Source organism: Streptomyces sp. PH9007, assembly GCF_059813725.1.
Genome location: NZ_CM187440.1, coordinates 267,410 through 286,785 on the forward strand (window position 1 = coordinate 267,410; position 19,376 = coordinate 286,785).

14 protein-coding genes are annotated in these 19,376 nt (G+C 72.7%); 8 read left to right on the top strand and 6 right to left on the bottom strand.

Annotated elements, in window-relative coordinates:
- Positions 1-26: 26 nt before the first annotated feature.
- From ACTFAP_RS01175 to ACTFAP_RS01195, 5 genes are all read left to right on the top strand, one after another.
- On the top strand, positions 27-1,334 hold the full coding sequence (locus ACTFAP_RS01175; RefSeq protein WP_495683152.1) for an LLM class flavin-dependent oxidoreductase: 1,308 nt from the start codon (positions 27-29) through the stop codon (positions 1,332-1,334).
- 78 nt (positions 1,335-1,412) lie between these two features.
- Positions 1,413-2,120 (top strand): hypothetical protein, encoded by a 708-nt coding sequence (locus tag ACTFAP_RS01180; protein WP_495683153.1) that lies wholly within the window; start codon positions 1,413-1,415, stop codon positions 2,118-2,120.
- Entirely contained in the window at positions 2,117-3,307 is a 1,191-nt protein-coding gene (locus tag ACTFAP_RS01185) for a 3-deoxy-7-phosphoheptulonate synthase (protein WP_495683154.1), read from the top strand. The genes ACTFAP_RS01180 and ACTFAP_RS01185 overlap by 4 nt, the downstream gene beginning before the upstream one ends.
- 62 nt (positions 3,308-3,369) lie before the next feature.
- A complete protein-coding gene (locus ACTFAP_RS01190; RefSeq protein ID WP_500467994.1) occupies positions 3,370-4,458 on the top strand; it encodes an AMP-binding protein in 1,089 nt (362 codons plus the stop codon).
- A complete protein-coding gene (locus tag ACTFAP_RS01195) occupies positions 4,458-5,921 on the top strand; it encodes an aldehyde dehydrogenase family protein (RefSeq protein WP_500467995.1) in 1,464 nt (487 codons plus the stop codon). Before ACTFAP_RS01190 ends, ACTFAP_RS01195 begins: the two co-directional genes overlap by 1 nt.
- Positions 5,922-5,964: 43 nt before the next feature.
- Here ACTFAP_RS01195 and ACTFAP_RS01200 read toward each other — a convergent pair whose 3' ends face one another.
- Positions 5,965-6,153, bottom strand: coding sequence for a hypothetical protein (locus ACTFAP_RS01200; RefSeq protein ID WP_495683157.1), 189 nt, complete (start codon positions 6,151-6,153; stop codon positions 5,965-5,967).
- Positions 6,154-6,391: 238 nt separating this feature from the next.
- Positions 6,392-7,414: a substrate-binding domain-containing protein gene (locus ACTFAP_RS01205; protein WP_495683158.1), complete on the bottom strand. Its 1,023-nt coding sequence runs from the start codon at positions 7,412-7,414 to the stop codon at positions 6,392-6,394.
- Positions 7,415-7,703: 289 nt separating this feature from the next.
- On the opposite strand from ACTFAP_RS01205, the gene ACTFAP_RS01210 reads away from it, so the two are divergent.
- Positions 7,704-9,167 carry a Gfo/Idh/MocA family oxidoreductase gene (locus ACTFAP_RS01210; RefSeq protein ID WP_495683159.1) on the top strand — a complete coding sequence of 488 codons (1,464 nt, stop codon included), beginning with the start codon at positions 7,704-7,706 and terminating at the stop codon, positions 9,165-9,167.
- A gap of 32 nt (positions 9,168-9,199) precedes the next feature.
- Here the strand turns inward: ACTFAP_RS01210 and ACTFAP_RS01215 are convergent, their stop codons facing one another.
- From ACTFAP_RS01215 to ccrA, 4 genes are all read right to left on the bottom strand, one after another.
- Positions 9,200-11,323 carry an MMPL family transporter gene (locus tag ACTFAP_RS01215; protein WP_500467996.1) on the bottom strand — a complete coding sequence of 708 codons (2,124 nt, stop codon included), beginning with the start codon at positions 11,321-11,323 and terminating at the stop codon, positions 9,200-9,202.
- Between the two features lie 187 nt (positions 11,324-11,510).
- Entirely contained in the window at positions 11,511-12,383 is an 873-nt protein-coding gene (locus tag ACTFAP_RS01220) for a 3-hydroxybutyryl-CoA dehydrogenase (RefSeq protein ID WP_500467997.1), read from the bottom strand.
- On the bottom strand, positions 12,380-13,372 hold the full coding sequence (locus ACTFAP_RS01225; RefSeq protein ID WP_495683162.1) for a beta-ketoacyl-ACP synthase 3: 993 nt from the start codon (positions 13,370-13,372) through the stop codon (positions 12,380-12,382). Before ACTFAP_RS01225 ends, ACTFAP_RS01220 begins: the two co-directional genes overlap by 4 nt.
- Positions 13,369-14,700, bottom strand: a complete 1,332-nt coding sequence (gene ccrA, locus ACTFAP_RS01230) for a crotonyl-CoA carboxylase/reductase (RefSeq protein WP_495683163.1) — start codon at positions 14,698-14,700, stop codon at positions 13,369-13,371. Before ccrA ends, ACTFAP_RS01225 begins: the two co-directional genes overlap by 4 nt.
- Positions 14,701-15,060: 360 nt before the next feature.
- On the opposite strand from ccrA, the gene ACTFAP_RS01235 reads away from it, so the two are divergent.
- Both ACTFAP_RS01235 and ACTFAP_RS01240 read left to right on the top strand, forming a co-directional pair.
- A complete protein-coding gene (locus ACTFAP_RS01235; protein WP_390115305.1) occupies positions 15,061-15,906 on the top strand; it encodes an SDR family NAD(P)-dependent oxidoreductase in 846 nt (281 codons plus the stop codon).
- A gap of 634 nt (positions 15,907-16,540) precedes the next feature.
- Positions 16,541-19,366 carry a helix-turn-helix transcriptional regulator gene (locus tag ACTFAP_RS01240; RefSeq protein WP_451749253.1) on the top strand — a complete coding sequence of 942 codons (2,826 nt, stop codon included), beginning with the start codon at positions 16,541-16,543 and terminating at the stop codon, positions 19,364-19,366.
- Positions 19,367-19,376: the final 10 nt, after the last annotated feature.

Below are 19,376 nucleotides of genomic sequence, written 5' to 3' on the forward strand. Positions count from 1 at the left end.
GACGTGCTCATCCATGGAAGGACACCATGACCACCCCGCCCCCTCCCGCCCCGGCACCGGACGGTGCCGGCCGCCCGGCGCCCGGCACGCCGACGGTCCTGCTGAACGCGCAGTACCTGCCCGCCAGCCACGACTGGCGCACCACCCGAGGACGCGCCGATTCCCCGTTCCGGGCGGAGACCTTCCTGCGGGCGGCGCAACAGGCCGAGGCCGCCGGGTTCCACGCGTTCTTCCAGGCCGACTTCTCCGGGGTGAACCGCGCCGGGCTCCGCGCGGGGCCGCCGCTGACCGTCTTCGAGCCGTTCCAGCTCGCCGCCCTCATCGCCACCGCGACCACCCGCATCGCGGTCATGCCGACCGTCTCCACGCTGCACACCCATCCCTTCGGCTTCGCCCGGAGCCTGGCCAGCCTGGACCGGATATCGCGCGGGCGGGCGTGGGTGAACGTCGTCTCCTCCTTCCGGCCGGGCACCGCGATCGGCATGCGGCGTGACGTGTCCTCCGGGCAACGGCACGCGCAGACCGAGGAGTTCGTGGGGCTCGCCCGGCGGCTGTGGTCGAGCTGGCCGCCCGCCGCGAACCTCCCGGACCCGGCGGGCGACCGTTTCGTGCGCGAGGACCTGATCACGGAGGTCGAGCACCAGGGCGCCTTCTACACGCAGTCGGGGCCGCTGGACATGGGCCCGTACTCGGCGGCGTTCCCCTTCACCCTCCAGGCCACCTCCTCGCTCGCCGGTCTGCGGCTGGCCGCCGCCACCGCCGACGCGGTCTTCGCGGGCACGCCCACCCTGGGCGCGGCGAAGGCGCTGCGGCGCATCCTGCGGCGGGAGGTGGTCGCGGCCGGGCGGCCGGCGGACAGCGTGGCCCTGCTCCCGGGCAGCTATCTGCACCTTCACGGCGGCCACGAGGAGGCCGGCCGGCTCGCGGAGCAGCGGCGCACCGCCCACGGGCCCCTCGGCCCGGCGGCCGTGGACACGCTGCGGAACCGGTATCCCGGGCTGCGGCTGGACGGGGCGAGCCCGGCGGATCCGCTCCCGCCCGGGGCGCTGTCGCCCGATCCGGACGAGGTGTTCGCGGAGTTCGGCTCGCGCTATCTCCCGCTGTGGGATCTCGCCCGCACGCCCGGCCGCAGCGTCGGGGAGTTCGCGGCCGAGGTGCTGGCGCTGAGCGAGCACGCGCGGTTCTCCGGCACCCCCGAGCGGGTCGGGGACGACATGCGCCGCTGGTACGAGGAGGGCGGCGTCGACGGCTTCCAGACCATCCTCGGCAACGACTTCGACGCGCTGTGCGAGCGCGTCGTCCCCCGGCTGATCGGCAACGGCGCCGTTCTGTGATCCCGATCCCGCCCGTCCATCGCCCACAGGAAATGCGCCACCGCCCGCCGTCCCATCGAGCAGGACAGGGAACCACGCATGACCGAGAACGAGAAAACGCCGGCCCGCGGCGTCATCACGGAGACGGAGGCGGTGCCCAGCGGCGCCGGCTCCCGCACCGCCTTGTGGAAACGCCGCCTCTTCGAGGCGGAGGCGGGCCTGACCCGGTTCGTCGTCGAAACCCGGGGCGGGGCCCAGTTGCAGAACCTGCTGAAGGTCAAGCACGCCATCTTCGAGTCGCTCCCGCCGGGCAACGGGGAGCAGGAGTGGAAGGCCGCGTTCTTCCGGGGCCAGGCGCTCATGGAGCAGTTCGTCGTGGCCCACTTCGGGCACGGCCAGCTGGCGGCCTGGGCGGCGTCGAACAGCGCGGTCTACGCCGCCGTCGACTCCGCTCCCAAACACGACGCCGCCGTACCGCTGGAACGGCTCGATCACCAGGCGGGCCTGTACGGCTCCGCCACCGAGTGGGAGGAGCGCGGGGCGGACCGTGCCGTGCTGCGCATCGGGCACTGCGCCATCTGGGACTACCGCGAACTGGCCCGCGCGCGCGGGGTGACGATCACGCTGGCCTCGCCGTGCGAGTACTGCGTGCCCGCCACGACGGCCATGATCACCGCGAAGGGGCTCAACGCCGGGCACGAACTCACCGCGGGCCGTGACGGCCACGGGTGTGTGTGGACCGCCGCACGCGACCTCCCCCCGTCCGGTACCGGACACCGCCCCGCTTCCGAAGGACACCAGTCATGACGGGACACACCGGGCCCGAGCTGAACGCGCCCGCGGCCGCACACCGGGCCGGCTTCGCCGCGCTGCCCGCCCACCAGCAGCCCGAGTGGCCCGACCGGGCGGCCCTGGAGGCGGTGCTCGGCGCGCTCCCGCAGGACGATCTGGTGAGCCGCCGGGCGGTGGACGGGCTGCGGCACGAACTGGGCAACCTGGACGCGGGCGGCGGGCTCATCCTGCAACTGGGCGACTGCGTCGAGGACATCGACACCGACGTCACCTCCGCCACCTGCAACAAGATCGCGTTCCTGACCCACTTCCGGTCCCATCTGCGCACCCGCACCGGCCGGGACATCGTCGCCGTGGGACGCCTGGCCGGGCAATACGCCAAACCGCGTTCGCAGGAGCACGAGGTCATCGACGGGGTGATGCTGCCCAGTTACCGCGGGCCCATCATCAACTCCCCCGCCCTCACCCGGGCCGCGCGCCGCCCCTCCCCGGCCCGCGTCGCCCAGGCGCACGCCGCCGCCCGGTCCGCGTACGCGGCGATCGCCGACTACCACCGGGCGACGGCGTACCTGGATCCGATCTGGACGAGCCACGAGATGCTCCTGCTCGACTACGAACTGCGCTTCCTGCGGGGCGCGGAGGAGGGCAACCATCTCGCCACCACGCACTGGCCGTGGATCGGGGCCCGCACCCGGCACCCCGGTGGCGCGCACATCGCCGTCGCCGCCACCCTGAGCAACCCGGTCAGCGTGAAGATCGGACCGGACACCTCCCCGCGGGAGGCGGCCGAACTGGCCCTCACCCTGAACCCCCACGACGAACCCGGTCGGCTGACCTTCATCGCCCGCATGGGTCACCGGAACATCGAGGCGCTGGAGCCCGTCGTGCGCGCGGTCCACCGGCACCGGGAACACGTGCTGTGGATCAGCGACCCGATGCACGGCAACACCGTGCAGGCGGCAACCGGCTTCAAGACCCGGCACGTCGAGCACGTCATCGCCGAACTGACCGGATTCCAGGCCGTCGTCACGGCCGCCGGGCGCCGCCCCGCCGGGCTGCACCTGGAGGCCACTCCGGAGGACGTGTACGAGTGCGCCGAGAACTCCCGCGAGCCGCGCGACGCGGCCCGCTACCGCTCGCTGCTGGATCCCCGGCTCAACCCGGAGCAGACCGCGCGCGTCCTGGGCGCCTGGCGCGCATGAGCCCGCGGAACCCGCGCACCCGCCTCCCGCAGACCCATGTACCGGCCACAGGAGAAGACCTCATGACGCGTTCCCTGCTCGACCTGGAAGACACCGAGCACATCGAGGACATCGACCCCGAGGAGTATCTGCGCGCCGCGCTGCGCTGGCACTTCTCGGCGGACACCGGCTCCCCGCTGTGGCTGGAGCTGGCGCGCGGCCTCGGCTTCGACCCCCTGCGCGACATCACCTCCTTCGAGGATCTCGCCCGCTTCCCGGACATCGCCGGGCCGCTGCGGGACCGGCACACCGGCGACCTCCTCCCGGCGGGGCTGGCGAAGGACCCGCCGCCCTCCGTCTTCGAGACCGGCGGCACCACCGGCTCCCCCAAACGCCTCCTCTACACCGAACGCTGGACGCGGCGGGCCCTGCGGTGGAAGACGGCCGAGCTGCGCGAGGCCGGATTCCCCGCCGGTGAGCCGTGGCTGGTCGCGATGCCGTCGGGGCCGCACGCCTTCGGGCACACCACCCGGGCGCAGGCGAAGGCGCTGGGATCCGTGCTGCACACCGTCGATCTCGACCCCCGCTGGGTGAAGAAGCTGATCTCCTCCGGCGCCGACCCGGACCCGTACCTGGCGCATCTCGTCGATCAGCTCGGGCACGTCATCCGCACCCAGCGCATCGCCGCGCTGACCACCACGCCGCCGATCCTGTCGGAACTCCTGCTGCACGAGGAGCTGGCCGACCGGCTGCGCCACGGTCTGTCGTACCTGGCGCTCGCCGGCGCGCACCTGGACGAGGACACCTACGACCTCATCGCCGCGGCCCTGCCCGACACCGTCGTCCAGAACATCTACGGCAGCACGATGGTGCTCACCACCGCGAAGCTGCGCGACGCCGCCGCGCCACCACCGGCCGCCGTGTACGACGGCTATCCGCCCTTCGTCACCTTCTCCGTCGTCGACCCGGACACCCGCCGGCCCGTGGCGTACGGACAGCGCGGCCAGGTCCGGATGAGCCACCTCAGCAGCGGGGTGTTCATCCCCAACAACCTGGAACGGGACTCGGCGGTCCGGGTGCTGCCGCCGCCCGGGGCGGTGGGCGACTCCCTGGGCGCGCCCCGGCCGCTGGCCGCGTTCGACGGGGAACCCGTCATCCAGGGGGTGTACTGATGGCCCCCGGCGCCGGGCCGGCCACCGCCGCGCGGGAGACCGGGGTGGACCTGCCGCTGCTGACGCATCGGGGCACCCTGCGCACCCGGGCCCGGGAGACGGTGCACGGCGTGGACGGCCGCCCGCTCGCCACTCTGTCCCTCGCTCCGGAACTGCTCGTCTCCCAGGCCCTGGCCGCCCAGCGACGCACCGATCCGCTGCCCGCCCCGGAGCGGGAGCGGCGGCTGCGCGAGGCGGCGGACCGGTTCCTCGGCGATGTGCTGGGCGGGCTGTCCTTCGCCGAACACCGCGCCCTCGTCCACGCGGTCTCGGGGCACAACGCGCCGCTGACGGCGGCGCTGAGCCGCGCCGTGGCCGAGGCCATCGCGGAGGCGCCAACCCGCGCCGACCGGGCCCGGCCGCTGGGATCGGTGCGCTCCTGGCGGGAGGCCGCCCGGGAGCCGGGATCCGGAAGCGGCGTGTGGACCCGGCGCGGTGAGACGCTGGCCGCGGTGCTGTCGGGGAACACCCCCACCATCCAGAACGGCTGGCTGCAGGCTTTGGCCCTGGGATACCGCGTCGCGGTCCGGCCCTCGCGCCGGGAACCCTTCACCGCCCACCGGGTCATCGCGGCACTGCGCGCGGCCGGGTTCCGGGACACCGACGCGCTGTACCTGCCCTCGACGCACGCGGGGGTGCCCGTCCTGCTGCGCCGCGCCGATCTGGGCCTGGCCTACGGCGGCGCCGACGTCGAGGCCGCGTACGGTGCCTCACCGGCCGTCAAGGTCGCCGGACCCGGCCGCTCCAAGACACTCGTCACCGGGGGCCGGCCGTCACCGCAGACCCTGGAGGCGGTGGCGGATTCCGTGGCCGCCCTCTCCGGGACCGCCTGCGTGAACACCACGACGGTGCTCGTCGAGGGCGACCACGTCCGGTTCGCCCGGGATCTCGCCCGCGTCCTGCGCGAACGGGCCGCCGGGCGGCAGACCACGGAGCGGCACCTGGGGCCACGGGTCGCGGAGGAGACCGCGCGGTCCCTGATCGCGTCCGTACGGCGCGGTGCGCGCGGGGCGCGCGCGGAGATCCCCCTGGAAGAGGTGGCGACACCGCATCCGCAGGGGGGCGTGGTCCTGGGGCCGGCCGTGTTCGCCGCCTCCGGCCCCGGTGGCGGCGGGATGTTCGGCGCCGAACTTCCCTTCCCGTGCGTGTGGGTCGCCCCCTGGACCCCGGCGGATGGTACCGGTCCGCTGCGCGACTCACTGGTGGTGAACGTCGTCGGCGGGGACGGGGAGCTGATCGACGCGCTGCTGCGGGAGCCGAGCATCACGAACGTGTACCGCGACACACCGACCGTGCACAGCGACGGCGATCTGCCGCACGAGGGCTACCTGGGCGACTTCCTCATGCGCAACAAGGCCGTCGTCTCCGGGCCCCGCACCGGGCGCCCGACGCCTCGCGCACCGTCCGGGGAGGGACTCTCGTGAGGAAGGGTCCCCGGGCGCGGGGCCGGCCGGTGGGGTGCGCCGGTCAGGTCCAGTCGATGATCCGCCGTACCAGTGCCGTGACGGTCCGTCTGATCCAGCCGAACAGCCCCGCCATGACCGACACGTCGGCGCCCAGCACGGCCGCGTCCGCGCGGTACGCCCCGGCGCGGCAGGTGGAGCACGAACGGGGCCAACGGCGCTTCCGCGCACCGCACTTCCTGCATGTCGCCATGTTCCGCCGCTCCCCTTGCTCCCACGTCGCCGCAGGAGAGGACATGCCTCGCGCAGCTTCCCCGACCGACAGGTGCCGTCGGCGACGCATCTCCGGGCCGCCTTCGCGAGACCTGTCTACCAGGTCCCGCGCTCCGGCGGGAACGGCCCCCTGACACCGCGTGCACCCGGGGACCCGCCGACTGCCCCTGGAGGGCAGTCGGCGCGCGCCGCCCGGGCCGAAGGCGGGGCCGGACGGGTCAGCGGGCCGGTCCGGTGGAGGAGCGCCAGATGACCTCCGTGAACGGCGCGTTCTCCTCGGGAGCCGTCTCCCCCTTGAGGGTCGCGAGCAGTTGGCGGGCGACGCGGCGGCCGATGACGTCGTGGTCCACGAAGACGGTGGTGAGCGCGGGGGGCATGGCCGCCCCCACCGGGCTGTTGTCCCAGCCCGTCACGCTCAGGTCCTGCGGCACCCGCCAGCCACGGGCGACCGCCCCGCTGATGGCCCCCGCCGCCAGCAGGTCGTTGGCGGCGATCACGGCGGTCACCCCGCTGTCCGCCGGGAGCGCGACCACGGCCGCACGGGCCCGCTGGGCGAGCCAGTGGCAGTCGATGACGGCGTGCGAGGTCAGGCCCAGGCGCTCGATCGTCTCCAGGTACACGTCGCGGCGGCGCCGCGCGGACAGGTGCTCGTAGCCGCCGGCCAGGTGCAGGAAGCGGCGGTGCCCCTGCCGGGCGAGCCCGGTGACTATCTCGGCCATGGCCTGCGCGTCGGCCAGTTCACCGATGCTGCGCATGTGCGCGTCGTAATGCGGGGTGACCACGATCGGGGTGCCGCTGGAGGCCCGGCGGGCGTCCAGCGGCAGAGCCGTGAGCGCGAGCAGGCCCTCGTAGAAGCCCGAGTCAGCCAGTTCGAGGGCGCGTTCGGCCCGGGCCCGGGACGTCCCGTCCAGGGTGAAGACCTCCACCCCGTACCCGGCCCGGTGCGCCTCGTCCTGGGCGCCGGCGAGCATCTCCAGCGAGCTGACCGCCGTCCCGTGGGGAAGCAGGAACGCCAGGCGCCCGGTGTGCCGGTTGCGCATGGCCCGGGCCACGAGGTTGGGCCGGTAGTCGAGTTGTTCGACGGCGAGGCCGATGCGCGCGCGCAGATCCGCGTGGACGGTGCCGTCCGCCTTGAAGTAGCGGGAGACCGTCTGGTGGGAGACCCCGGCCAATCGCGCGACCTCCCGCATGGTCGGACGCCGCGGCGCCGCGTGTCCGCCCTCCGGGGGCTCACTGCTCATGGTGTTCCCTTCCGAGCGGTCACGGATGAACATCTTGACACACGGAAGAGCGCAAACCTACGGTTGAGTGACCGTTCACTCCGTGCCGAACCACCTCGGGATCGTCCCGGAAAGTACTTCTGAACAGGCTGTTTCTCTCATCGATCCACGGAACCACCGACCTGGATCGGCGAGCCGGGTGAACGTTCACTTCGTCATCGCATCCGACCCCCGACCGGTACGGCGAGAGCCCCCGTGCCTGCACGCCGCGCCCCCGCGCCGACCGAGACCGAAGGACGAGACCGCACCCATGAGCATCCACAGCCCCGTCGACCAGAACCCCACGGCGCCCCTGCCGGCGTCGAGCCGCAGCGCGACCCCGGCAGCCGGTGTGGTGCCCGAGTTCGCGCCCCCGCCGGCCGACCGGCCGCGCAGGCGCTACGCCGTGGCCGGCACCGGTCACCGGGCGGGCATGTACGTCTCCGCCCTGACCGGGGACCACGCGGACGTCGGTCACATCGTCGCCTGGCTCGACCCGAACCCCGGCCGCATCGACTGGTACGACGCGCAGGTGCGCGACGCGGGGACCTCCGACCCGCGGCCCCCGGCCCTCCCCCGCTACACGCCCGGCGAGCTCGAACGGATGGTGGCCGAGCAGGAGGTGGACGTCGTCATCGTCACCAGCCCCGACCACACCCACGCCGCGCTGGTGGAGCGCGCGCTGCGGGCCGGGGCGGACGTCGTGGTGGAGAAGCCGCTCACCACCGACGCCGAGGGCTGCCGGCGCATCACCCAAGCTGTCGCCGAGACCGGCCGCGACGTCGTGATGACGTTCAACTACCGCTACGCGCCCAGGAACTCCACGCTGCGCGAGGTGATCGCCTCGGGCCGCATCGGGACCGTCACCGGCGTCCACTTCGAGTGGGCGCTGGACACCGTGCACGGAGCGGACTACTTCCGCCGCTGGCACCGGGAGAAGAAGAACTCCGGCGGCCTGCTCGTGCACAAGTCGAGCCACCACTTCGATCTCGTGAACTGGTGGCTGAACGACGTCCCCCGCCGCGTCTTCGCCTCCGGCGGGCTGCGCTTCTACGGGGACGTCAACGCCCGTGAACGCGGCGTGGGCGAGCGGCCCGAGCGCGGCACCGACGCCCCGGGCGACCCGTTCTCGCTCGACCTGCGCTCGGACCCCCGGCTGGAGGGGCTCTACCTGGACGCCGAGCACCACGACGGCTACCGCCGCGACCTCGACCCGTTCGCGCCGGGCATCACCATCGAGGACAACATGGCCGTGCTCGTCGACTACCGTGGTGGCGCCCTCCTCACCTACTCCCTCAACGCGCACAGCCCCTGGGAGGGTTACCGCGTCACCGTGAACGGCACCGCCGGGCGCGCCGAACTCGAAGTGGTCGAGCGCGGCTTCGTGGACCTGCCCGAGGACGGGGACGCCGTCCTCGACCCGTCGGCGACCCCGGTCCCCACCGCCGGCGAGGCGCTGCGGCCCGACGGGGAACGCCTGATCGTCCAGCGTCACTGGGAGCGGGCCGAGGAGGTCCCGATCCCGGCCGGCATCGGTGGACACGGCGGCGGCGACGCGATCCTGCTCATGGATGTCTTCCGCGGCGACCTGCGGCTCGCCCCGGATCCGCTGCGCCGCCCGGCCGGCTACCTGGACGGGGTGCGCGCGGTCGCCGTCGGCATCGCGGCCAATGAGGCCATGCGCACCGGGCAGCCGGTCCCGGTCGACGAGCTGGGCCTGGGCACCGACCTGTAGGCCATCTCGCCGTTCACCCCGGGCGGCGGCGGTCAGGCGTCGGGCGCCGCCGCCGTGACGGGGCCGGGGCCGGGGTCCGGCAGCGCCGCGCCGCTCCCGCGGTCCGGCCACCAGGTGGCGCGGCCCATCAGGTGCAGGGTGGCCGGTGCCAGCAGAGGGCGGACGAGGAGGGCTTCCACGGCGATGCCGATCAGCAGGCCCATGCCGATGATCTTGACCATGGCGACGCTGTTGGCCGCGAAGCCGGAGACCGCCAGCATCAGCAGCAGCGCCGCCGCGGTGGTGACCGGCAGCGTCCGCCGAAGGCCCCCGGTCACCGCCGTGCGGTGGTCGCCGGTGCGCAGCCACTCCTCCCGGACGCGGGAGAGCAGCAGCAGCTGACAGGTCGTCGACACGGCGAAGACCACCGCCAGCAGCAGGACCGGGCGCAGGGCGTCGACGGAGCCGGTCGCGGTGAAGCCGAGCGGCCCGGACAGCGGGCCGTCCTGGAAGGTCCAGGTGAGCACGCCGGCCGAGGCGGCCAGGGAGAGCGCGGTCGTGACCAGTGTCTGGGCCGACAGCGGGAGCGAGCGGAGGGCCAGGTACGTCCCGGCGAGCAGGGCGGCGGCCATCAGACCCAGGACCAGGGGCAGCGTGGAGCCGATGTCCGCCAGGATGTCGGTGAGTTCGGCGGCGGCGCCGCCGACCAGGACCTCGGTGCCGGCCGGGGCGGGCAGGTCGCGGATCGTCCCCACCAGGTCGCGCGTCTCCGGGGAGGTCGCCGCGTCCCGCGTGTGAACCCGCAGCACCGCGGCCCCGTCAGTGGTCTCCGGCGGGGCCGCCGCGACGACTCCGTCGAGCTGTTCCAGGCGTGCGGCGTACTCAGCGGCGGCGGCCGGGCCGGCTCCGGAGAGCAGGATGTGCAGGGGTTCGGGGTCGCCGCCGGGGAAGTCGGCGCGGATCGTCTCGGCCACGACCCGGCTGTCGGTGCCGGCCGGCAGCACCCGTTCGTCGGTGCCGCCGAACACGGCGGCCGTGACGGGTGCGGCCAGCAGGAGCAGGAGGACGGCGGAGGGCAGCGCGTACCGCGCGGGGTGGCGGCCGATGCCGGTCGCGAGCCGGCGGGCCCGGGCTCCGCTGTCCCGCGTGCGCCCGGGGCGTCGCGGGGGCCGTGGGGCGATCCGGGGGCCCAGGGCGGCGAGCAGCGCGGGCAGCAGGGTCAGCGCGGCGGCGGTGGCGAGCAGGGTGGTGGCGACACCGCCGTAGCCCATGGAGCGCAGGAAGGGCTGCGGGAAGAGCAGCAGGCAGGACAGTCCCAGGGCGACGGTGAGGCCGGACAGGGCGATGGCGCGGCCGGTGGTCCGCAGGGCGCCGGCCAGTGCCTCGCCGGGCGGGGCGCCGGTGGCCAGGTGTTCGCGGTGGCGGGTGATGAGCAGCAGCGCGTGAGTGAGGGGGAGTCCGAGCCCCAGGATCATGATGATGTTGACGGTGAACGTCGACACCTCGGTGAACCCGGCGATCAGCCGCGTGACGGCGAACGCGCCGGTGAGGGTGAGGACGCTGGTCGCCAGCGACGCCAGGGCGGCCGGCACGGAGCGCAGGACGATCAGCAGGACCAGCAACAGCAGCGGCATGGTGATCGCCTGGGAGCGGGCGAGGTCGCCGTCGGCGTGGTCGTTGACCTCGTCGAGGATCGCCTCGGGGCCGCCGAGCAGGGTGGTCAGACCGGGGACGGCGAAGGCGTCCGCGATCCGTACGTACGCGTCCTCCCTGGTCGTCATGTCGGCGCCGTGCAGGGTGACCGCCAGATAGCGGGCGTGCCGGTCCTCGGAGACGAACGGCTCCTCGACCCGGGCCACTTCGGGCAGCTCGCGCAGTTCCGCGGCCTTCGCCGCGACGGGGGCGGCGAACCCCGGATCGTCCACGGTCAGGTCGGAGGAGGAGTACAGCGCCAGCACGTCCCAGGTACGGCGGCCGAACTCGTCCTCGATCCGTTCGGTGGTGCGCTCCGCCTCACCGCCGGGGTTGGTGAACCCGGGGGTGAGCACGTCGAACATGCCCGCCCCCCAGGCGCCGCCCGCCACGGTGAGTACCGCCGCGACGGTGATGACCAGCCGGCGCAGCCGGATCACCGCCCGGCCCATCGATCCGGCCATTCCTGTGTCCCCATCGCTCATACGGTCTGTCGGTGGTGCGGTTGGCGGCCGGTTCCGCCGCCGGGCCGGTTTGTGACGGGCCCGGCGGCGGTGGCTACCGGTGCGCCTGGGCGGGATCACCGCCGGGCGCGAGGGCCTGGGCGCCGAGGGCGGCGCCGTCACCCGGGTTCCCGCGTCGGCCGTGGTCGGCGCGCGGTGCCCGGGGGGTTCAGGGGGTGTCGCCGGAGTAGTCGTAGAAGCCCCGGCCGGATTTACGGCCCAGCAGTCCGCCGTCGGCCATGCGGGCCAGCAGGGGTGGGGTGGAGTAGATGGGGTCCTTGTACTCCTCGTACAGTCCGGCGGCGACGAGGGCCAGGGTGTCGATGCCGATCAGGTCGAGCAGCCGCAGCGGCCCGATGGGATGGGCGCAGCCGAGCGTCATGCCGGTGTCGACTTCCTCGGTGGTGGCGTGCCCGGCCTCGACCATCCGTACGGCGGACAGCAGATAGGGCACCAGCAGGGCGTTGACGACGAATCCGGCCCGGTCGCGGGAGTGGATGACCTGTTTGCCCAGGGGGCCGGTCAGCAACCGCTCGGTGGTGTCCCGGGTCTGTTCGTCGGTCAGCAGGGTCGCGGTCACTTCGACGAGCGGCAGCACGGGGACGGGGTTGAAGAAGTGGGTGCCGATCACCCGGGAGGGGCGCCCGGTCGCCCTGGCCAGCCGGATCACCGGCAGGGACGAGGTGTTGGTGGCGACGATGGCGTCGGGGTCGCGCAGGACGGCGTCGAGTGCGGTGAGGACCTCGAGTTTGGTGGCCTCGTCCTCCGTCACGCATTCGAAGACGAATTGGCGGTCGGCCAGTTCCTTCAGCTCGGAGGTGACCCGCAGGCGGGCCAGTGCCGCGTCCGCGTCGGCGCGGGTGAGCCTGCCCTTGGTGACCCGCCGCTCCAGCGCTCCGGCGACGCGGGCCGTGCCCCGGTGTGCGGAGTCGGGAGTGGAGACCGCGACCCGTACGTCGAAGCCGGCCAGCGCGCAGATCTCGGCGAGGCCGGCGCCCATCACGCCGCATCCGATGACGCCGATCCGCCGGGGGTCGCTCATGCGGGCGCACCTCGGTGCCAGCGCAGCAGGGTGGAGCCGTGCGCCATGCCGCCGCCGAAGCCGCTGAGCAGGACGAGTTCGCCCTCGCGCAGCGCGCCGGCCCGGTTGGCCTCGTCGAGGGTGACGGCGATGGAGGCGCTGCCGGTGTTGCCGTAGCGTTCCACGGTGCGGTGCGCGGCGTTGTCGCGCAGGCCGAGGGTGGCGACTAGCTTGTCCAGCAGGACGCCGTTCGCCTGGTGCGGGACGAAGTGGTCGATGTCCTGGGGGGCGAGCCCCTGGGAGCTGAGCAGTTCGCCGATCTCCCGCGGTACGACGGAGTGCGCGAAGGCGGTGACCTCGCGGCCGATCATCCGCAGGGTGTGCCGGGTGCCGGCGACGGTTTCGGAGGAGGCGGGGAGGCGGCTGCCGCCGGCGTCGACGACCAGGAGCCGCCGGTCGGCGCCGTGGCCGCGCAGGAGGTGGCCGAGGAAGCCGAGCGGTGCGGGGACCTCGCCGAGGACGGCGGCGCCGGCGCCGTCGCCGAGCAGGACGGCGGTGGAGCGGTCGTGGGGGTCGGTGAAGCGGGACCACACGTCGGTGGCGATCACCAGTGCGCGGCCGCCGGGCTGGAGGGCGAGCAGTCCGCGGGCGGTGACCAGGGCGTGCACGAAGCCGCTGCAGGCCACGTTGACATCCAGGCAGTTCGCCCGGTGGGCGCCGATCGCCGCCTGCACCACGGTGGAGGTCTGCGGGACGATGTGGTCGCCGGTGGAGGTGGCGAGGACGAGATGGTCGATGTCCGCGGCCGTCAGGCCCGCGTCGGCCAGGGCGCGTTCGGCGGCGTGCACCGCGAGGTCGGAGGCCGCCTCCTCGGGGGCGGCGTACCGGCGGGTGCGGATGGCGGTCTTGCCGGTGATCCACTCGGGTGTGACGCCGAAGCGGGCGGCCAGTTCCTCGTTGCCGACCTCGTGTTCCGGCAGGTAGGAACCGGTGCCGAGGATTCCGGTCACAGGCCCATCACCGGGTTCAGCCGGTCCTCTCCGAGGGCGGCGCGCTTGTCGGGGTCGGTGACGCCGAGCCCGGCGCGGGGGGCCAGGCACAGTACGCCGACCTTGCCGATGTGGACGTTCTCCTGGACGAGGCGGGCGGCTTCGCCGATTTCGTCGAGGGCGAAGACCGTGGACAGGGTGGGCATGATCCGGCCCTGGTCGACCAGGCGCGCGGTCTCCCACTGTTCGTGGATGTTGGCGGCGTGGGCGCCGATGACGCGCTTGAGCTTCATCCACAGGTAGCGGTTGTCGTAGGTGTGGCGGTAGCCGGTGGAGGATCCGCAGGTGACGATCGATCCGCCGCGGCGGGTGACGAACATGGAGATGCCGAAGGTGGCCCGGCCGACGTACTCGAAGACGATGTGCGGGTCCTCGCCGGTGTGCCGGCGGATGATGCGGCCCAGGCGCTTGCCCGCCTCGATGACCTGCTCCGGGTCGTCCGCGGTGTCCTCACCGATGCCGATCTCGGTGCGGTTGACGACGATGTCGCAGCCGAGCCGGCGGACGGCTTCGGCCTTGCGTTCGGAGTTGACCACGCCGACGCTGATCCCGCCGCCGTTGCGCACGAGTTGCACGGCGTAGCTGCCCAGGCCGCCGGCGGCGCCCCACACCAGGACCACGTCGCCCTGCTTCATCCTGGCGCCGGTGTCGCTGACCAGCATCCGGTAGGCGGTGCCGGCGCAGGCCGGGACGCTGGCCGCCTCCTCCCAGGTCAGATGGGCGGGTTTGGGGATGAGCTGGGAGGCGCGGACGACGGCGTAGTGGGCCAGGCCGCCGTAGTTGGTCTCGTAGCCCCAGGCCTTCTGGCCGGCGCCGAGCATGCCGTCCGCGTGGGTGATGGCTTCCTGGTCGTCCACCTGGATGGGGCTGCACATGACGTGGTCGCCCAGTTTCCAGTGCCGTACCCCGGCGCCGGTGCGCACCACGACGCCGGCCCCGTCCGAACCCAGCGCGTGGAAGGGCTGGTCGTGCCGCTTCTCCCAGGGGCCCTGTTTGCCGTAGGAGCGCAGAAAGGCGAAAGTCGGTACCGGTTCGAAGGTGCCGGTCCACACGGTGTTGTAGTTGACGGAGCTCGCCATCACCGCGACCAGCACTTCGTCCGGGGCCAGTTCGGGCATGGGGATGTCGCCGACCCGCAGCGATTTACGGACGTCCTTGTCCTCGATGCCCCGGAACATCTCGACGTCCTCCACCCGGACGTGGGCGGCGCGGTAGCCGGCGGGCACCGGCTGGGCGGCCAGGACGGCGGCATCCGCTCCTTCGAGAGCGGCGGTTGCCAACGGGTCCATGCCATCGTCTCCTTCGCTCGGATCACGGGGTTCGCACGGCGTCACGCCGGCCGACGGCGCCATGGTGAGCAGGTGAGAGTTCTGGGAACGGGGCGAAGGGTCCGTGCCGGTCCGTTCCCGGCCGCAACCCCGGCCGGCGAATTCGTCAATATTTTCGGAGAGCGGTACGTTCGGCGACCCAACGTATTTTCCCGCCCATCCTCGGTCAACCCCTAGGAGTTTTTGGCAGAACCCCTACCAATTCGATTGCCATCGGGGTGCCGTGAGGGGTTTATGGAAAGCGGTCTTTCGTTTCGCCGGGCGGACGCTAGAGTTTTCACCGACCTACATTTTTGTTCGTGGTTTGTTGGGAGTCCATCAATGCAGCGGAACTCATCTGCTCGAACCGTCGTGGTGGCGGGCGGGACCGATGGGATGGGCCGGGCCACCGCCTTGGCCCGTCTCGAGCGCGGCGACACCGTCGTGGTGATCGGACGGAGCGTCGAGAAGGCCGCCGGACTCACGAAGGAGGCGGAACGGCTCGGCGCGGCCGATCGCTTCGAGTTCATCAAGGCCGACCTCGGATCCATCGCCGAGGTGCGCAAGGTGATCGCCCGCGTGGCCGAGGCGTACCCGGTGGTGGACGCCTTGGTGCTGACGGCGAACAAGCAGAACATGAAGCGCCAGGAGTCCCCCGAGGGGCTGGAGTCCACGTTCTCGCTGTACTACGTGGCCCGCTATCTGCTCGGGCACGGTCTGGCCACGCAGTTCGACGCCGCGCCCGACCCGGTGATCATCAATGTCGCCGGCCCCGGCACCAAGGCCGGCGCGGTGCTGTGGGACGACATCCACATCAACGGCAAGTACAACACCATGCGGGCACAGCTCCAGGCCGGGCGGGCCAACGACCTGCTCGCCGTCGCCTTCGCGGAGAACCCCTCCAGCAAGGCCAAGTACGTGCTCTACCACCCGGGGTTCACCCAGACCGACGCGATCAACCAGTTCAACCAGCCGCTGCGCTCGATCGTGAAGCTGTACGCCAAGGTGGGCGCCAAGTCGGTCACCGACTCGGCCGCGCCGATGATCGAGTGGATCGAGAACCCGCCCGCCGCGCGGCTGACCGTGGACGACCGCGGCAAGCCGGTGGACCTGGGTCTGAAGATGTTCGACAAGGGCAACGCCGCCCGGCTGGCCGGCGTCACCGAGGAGCTGCTCAGCAAGCGGTGAGACCCCTGCCCGACCCCTGTCGACCCCTACTCCCCCGCCGTGTCGCCCCGGAATCCAGGGGCGGCGCGGTAGGGGTGTCCGGGGCGGCAGGGGTTTCGGCCTGCCGGGCCGGGCCGGCGCATCCGGTCCCGCCCGCCGTTGGCGCCCACGTGTCCGGGTTCGCCCGGCTCCCGTACCGGGGCCGGAATTACCGATTCAGCTGACCAGGATTCGGTTGAAGGGGAAACGTTCTTTTTCCCGTCTCGTATACACCGGACGTCCGGTTCGGACCCTTATCAATTCCCCGTGAAGGACCAACATCATTTTCCCGGACGCAGGCGCCGGTGGACGAAGACCGCAGCCCACAGCGGTGGAAGACGGTCACGGGCGGACGGGCGAAGACCGATCCCGCCCGCCTTCCGGTGACTTCGGCCGACCTCGATAACGTTTCCCGTTTCGCGGCCGCCAATCATCACATGGACATCGTCGCGAAGCCGCTGCTATGCTCGGCGATTGCGTCATGGCAACTCTGTGCAAGGGCTAGTGACAAAAGGGGTGTCCGGCCCGCGATTGACAGCGCCCGAGTGACTCTCCGGCGCAATCCGTCTTCGTTGGACGCCGGACAGACGCAACGCAGACTGGGGGTCCCGGACAGATGGATCTGATCGGACGTGCGCGCGAGACCGAGGCACTGCGCGGAATGCTGGCCCGCACCGCCCGCGGCCGGGGCGGAGGGGCCATCATCAACGGCCCTGTGGGCTGCGGAAAGACCGAACTGCTGCAGAGCTTCGCCGAACACGCCGCCGACTCCGGAGCCCTGGTGCTCAGCGCCGCCTGTTCGGAGACCGAGGACTCCATGCCGTTCAGCGCCATCGCCCAGGCCTTCCAGCACGCGCCCATCCCGGTGGACCAATTACACACCCTCCAGGTCATCGCCCCGGACGAGGACTGCCTGAGCTTCCTGAGCGGTGACCGCGCCGACCTGGCGGAGCGCGTCGAACAGATCTATCCGCCGGTCATGAACCATCTGTGGCGCGCCCTGCTCGACCTGAGCGCGCAGCGCCCCATCGTCATCGTCATCGACAACGTCGAGCACGCCGACGCGTTCTCGCTGCGCGGCCTGTCCTTCATCGCCCGCCGGGTGCGCTCGGCACGCGTGATGGTCGTCGTGGCGGCCCAGACCGGGACCAGGCGCTCCACCGGCTTCCTGCAGAGCGAGGTCCTGCGCCAGCCGCTGTGGAAACAGATCCGGCTCACCCCGATGCCGCTCGGCGACGTGGCGGCCATGCTGGAGCGCCGGCTCGGCGACAGCACGGCGGCCGGCGCCTGGTACGACATCAGCCGCGGCAATCCGCTGCTGCTGCGGGCCCTGATGGACGATCACAGCGCGGCCTGCGGCGCCGGCCGGCGCAGCCCGGAACCCGTGGTCGGCCAGTCGTTCGCCGAGGCCATGTCGGCCTGTCTGCACCGCTGCGGCCCGGAGCTGGCCGAGGTCGCCCGGGCCACGGCGGTCCTGGGCGACCGGGCGACCACCGACCTGGTGGCGGATCTGCTGGGCACCCCGGCCGAGACCGTCGGACCGTGGATCGGCGCGCTGGAGTCGGCCGGCGTGCTCGCCGAGGGCCGGTTCAGCCATCCCGCCGGGCGCGCCGCCGTCCTCGCCCCGCTCACCCCGCGCGACTCCGCCCGGCTCCATCTGCGCGCCGCCGAACGTCTCTACTACGCCGGGGCCGCGCCGACCGCGGTGGCCGAGGTCCTGCTGTCCGCGCACGAGGACGAACTGCCCCGGTGGAGCGGCATCCTGCTGCGGGAGGCCGGCCACCAGGCCCTGCTGGAGGGCCGCGTCGACCGCGTCGCGGAGTACCTGGAGCTGGCGCACCGCACCGCCTCCGCGCCACGGGACCGGGTCGCCGTGCTCAACCTGCTCGCATCCGCCCACTGGCGCAGTTCCCCGGCCGGAAGCGCACGGCACGTCGACCGGCTGCTGGACGCCGCCCGCGAGGACTCCTTCGACGGGAACATCTCCCTGATGGTCGGCTATCTGCTCTGGCAGAAACGCTTCTCCGACGCGGAGACCCTGCTGAACCGGGTGGCCCCGCCCGGCCGGGAGATCCCCGTACGCACCCGGGTGCAGCTGAAACTGCTGCGGCTGCGCCTCGCCTACCACAGCCCCGGACTGCTGGGCCAGCTCTCCCCCACGGTGCTCCCCACCGAGCTGGGCACCGAGGAGCCGGGGCTGGAGATCAGCATGTCCCCCCAGCTCCAGGCGATCCGGGCGCTGGAGGTGGTGCTGGCGGGCGGCAACCCCGACGAGGCGGCCGAGCACGCCGAGCACGTCCTGCAGAACTGCGGTCTCGACGACGGCACCGACGACATGCTGCTCACCATGCTGGCCGTGCTGGTCGACGTGGACCGTGCCCCGGCCGCATTGCCGTGGTGCGAGGCCCTGATGGCCGAGGCGGAATCCCGCCGGGCCTGGGCGTGGCTGGCACTCCTGCTGGACATCCGGGCCGGCATCGCGCTGCGGATGGCCGACTTCCCGGCCGCCGCCGAGTTCGCGCGCCGCGCGCTGGCCACCCTGCCCATCGAGCACTGGACCCTCTTCCCCGTCGGTCCGCTGGTGACGCAGCTGCACGCCTACACCGCGATGGGCCGGCACACCGAGGTGGCCGCCCTGCTGATGCAGCCCGTCCCCGAGGACAGCATCCAGACCACCTCCGGCCTCCAGTACTGGCACGCCAAGGGCCTGTACCACCTGTCGACCAACCGGACGCACGCCGCGATGACCACCTTCCGCGCCTGCGGCGAGCTGTCGGTCGCCTGGAAGCTGGACATCCCCGCGCTGCTGCCCTGGCGCAGTGGACTGGCCCACACCCTGCTGCACGCGGGCCAGACCGAGCAGGCCAGGACGCTGCTGCGCGAGCAGCTCGGCAAGGCGCACCGCCAGCACTCCCGGGTGCGCGGGGTGTCGCTGCGGCTGCTGGCGCACACCGTCGAACTGAGTGAACGGCCGCGGCTGCTCAAGGAGTCCATCGAGCAGTTGCAGAGCTGCCGCGCGCTGCTCGACCAGGCGCACGCGCTGGTGGACCTGTCCCATGTGCTGCACCGTCTTGGCGATGTGGAACGGTCCCGGCTGACGGTGCGGCGCGCCTGGCTGCTGGCCAACAAGTGCCAGGCCAAACTCGTCAGCAACCGGCGGCCGTTCCTGGCCCCGGACGACGCGCGCCAGGCCATCGCCGACGACGCGGTGGACGAATCGGCGTCCGTTCTCAGTGAGGCCGAGCAGCGGGTGGCGGCCCTGGCGTCGCGGGGCGACAAGAACCAGGAGATCGCCCGCAAGCTGTCGATCACCGTGAGCACCGTCGAGCAGCACCTCACCCGGGTCTACCGCAAGCTCAAGGTGCACCGCCGCACCGAACTGCCCGGCGCGCTGGAGATGCTGGCCGTGGATCACACGCTCAGCGCGGTCGGCTCGTACTGATCGCCGGTAC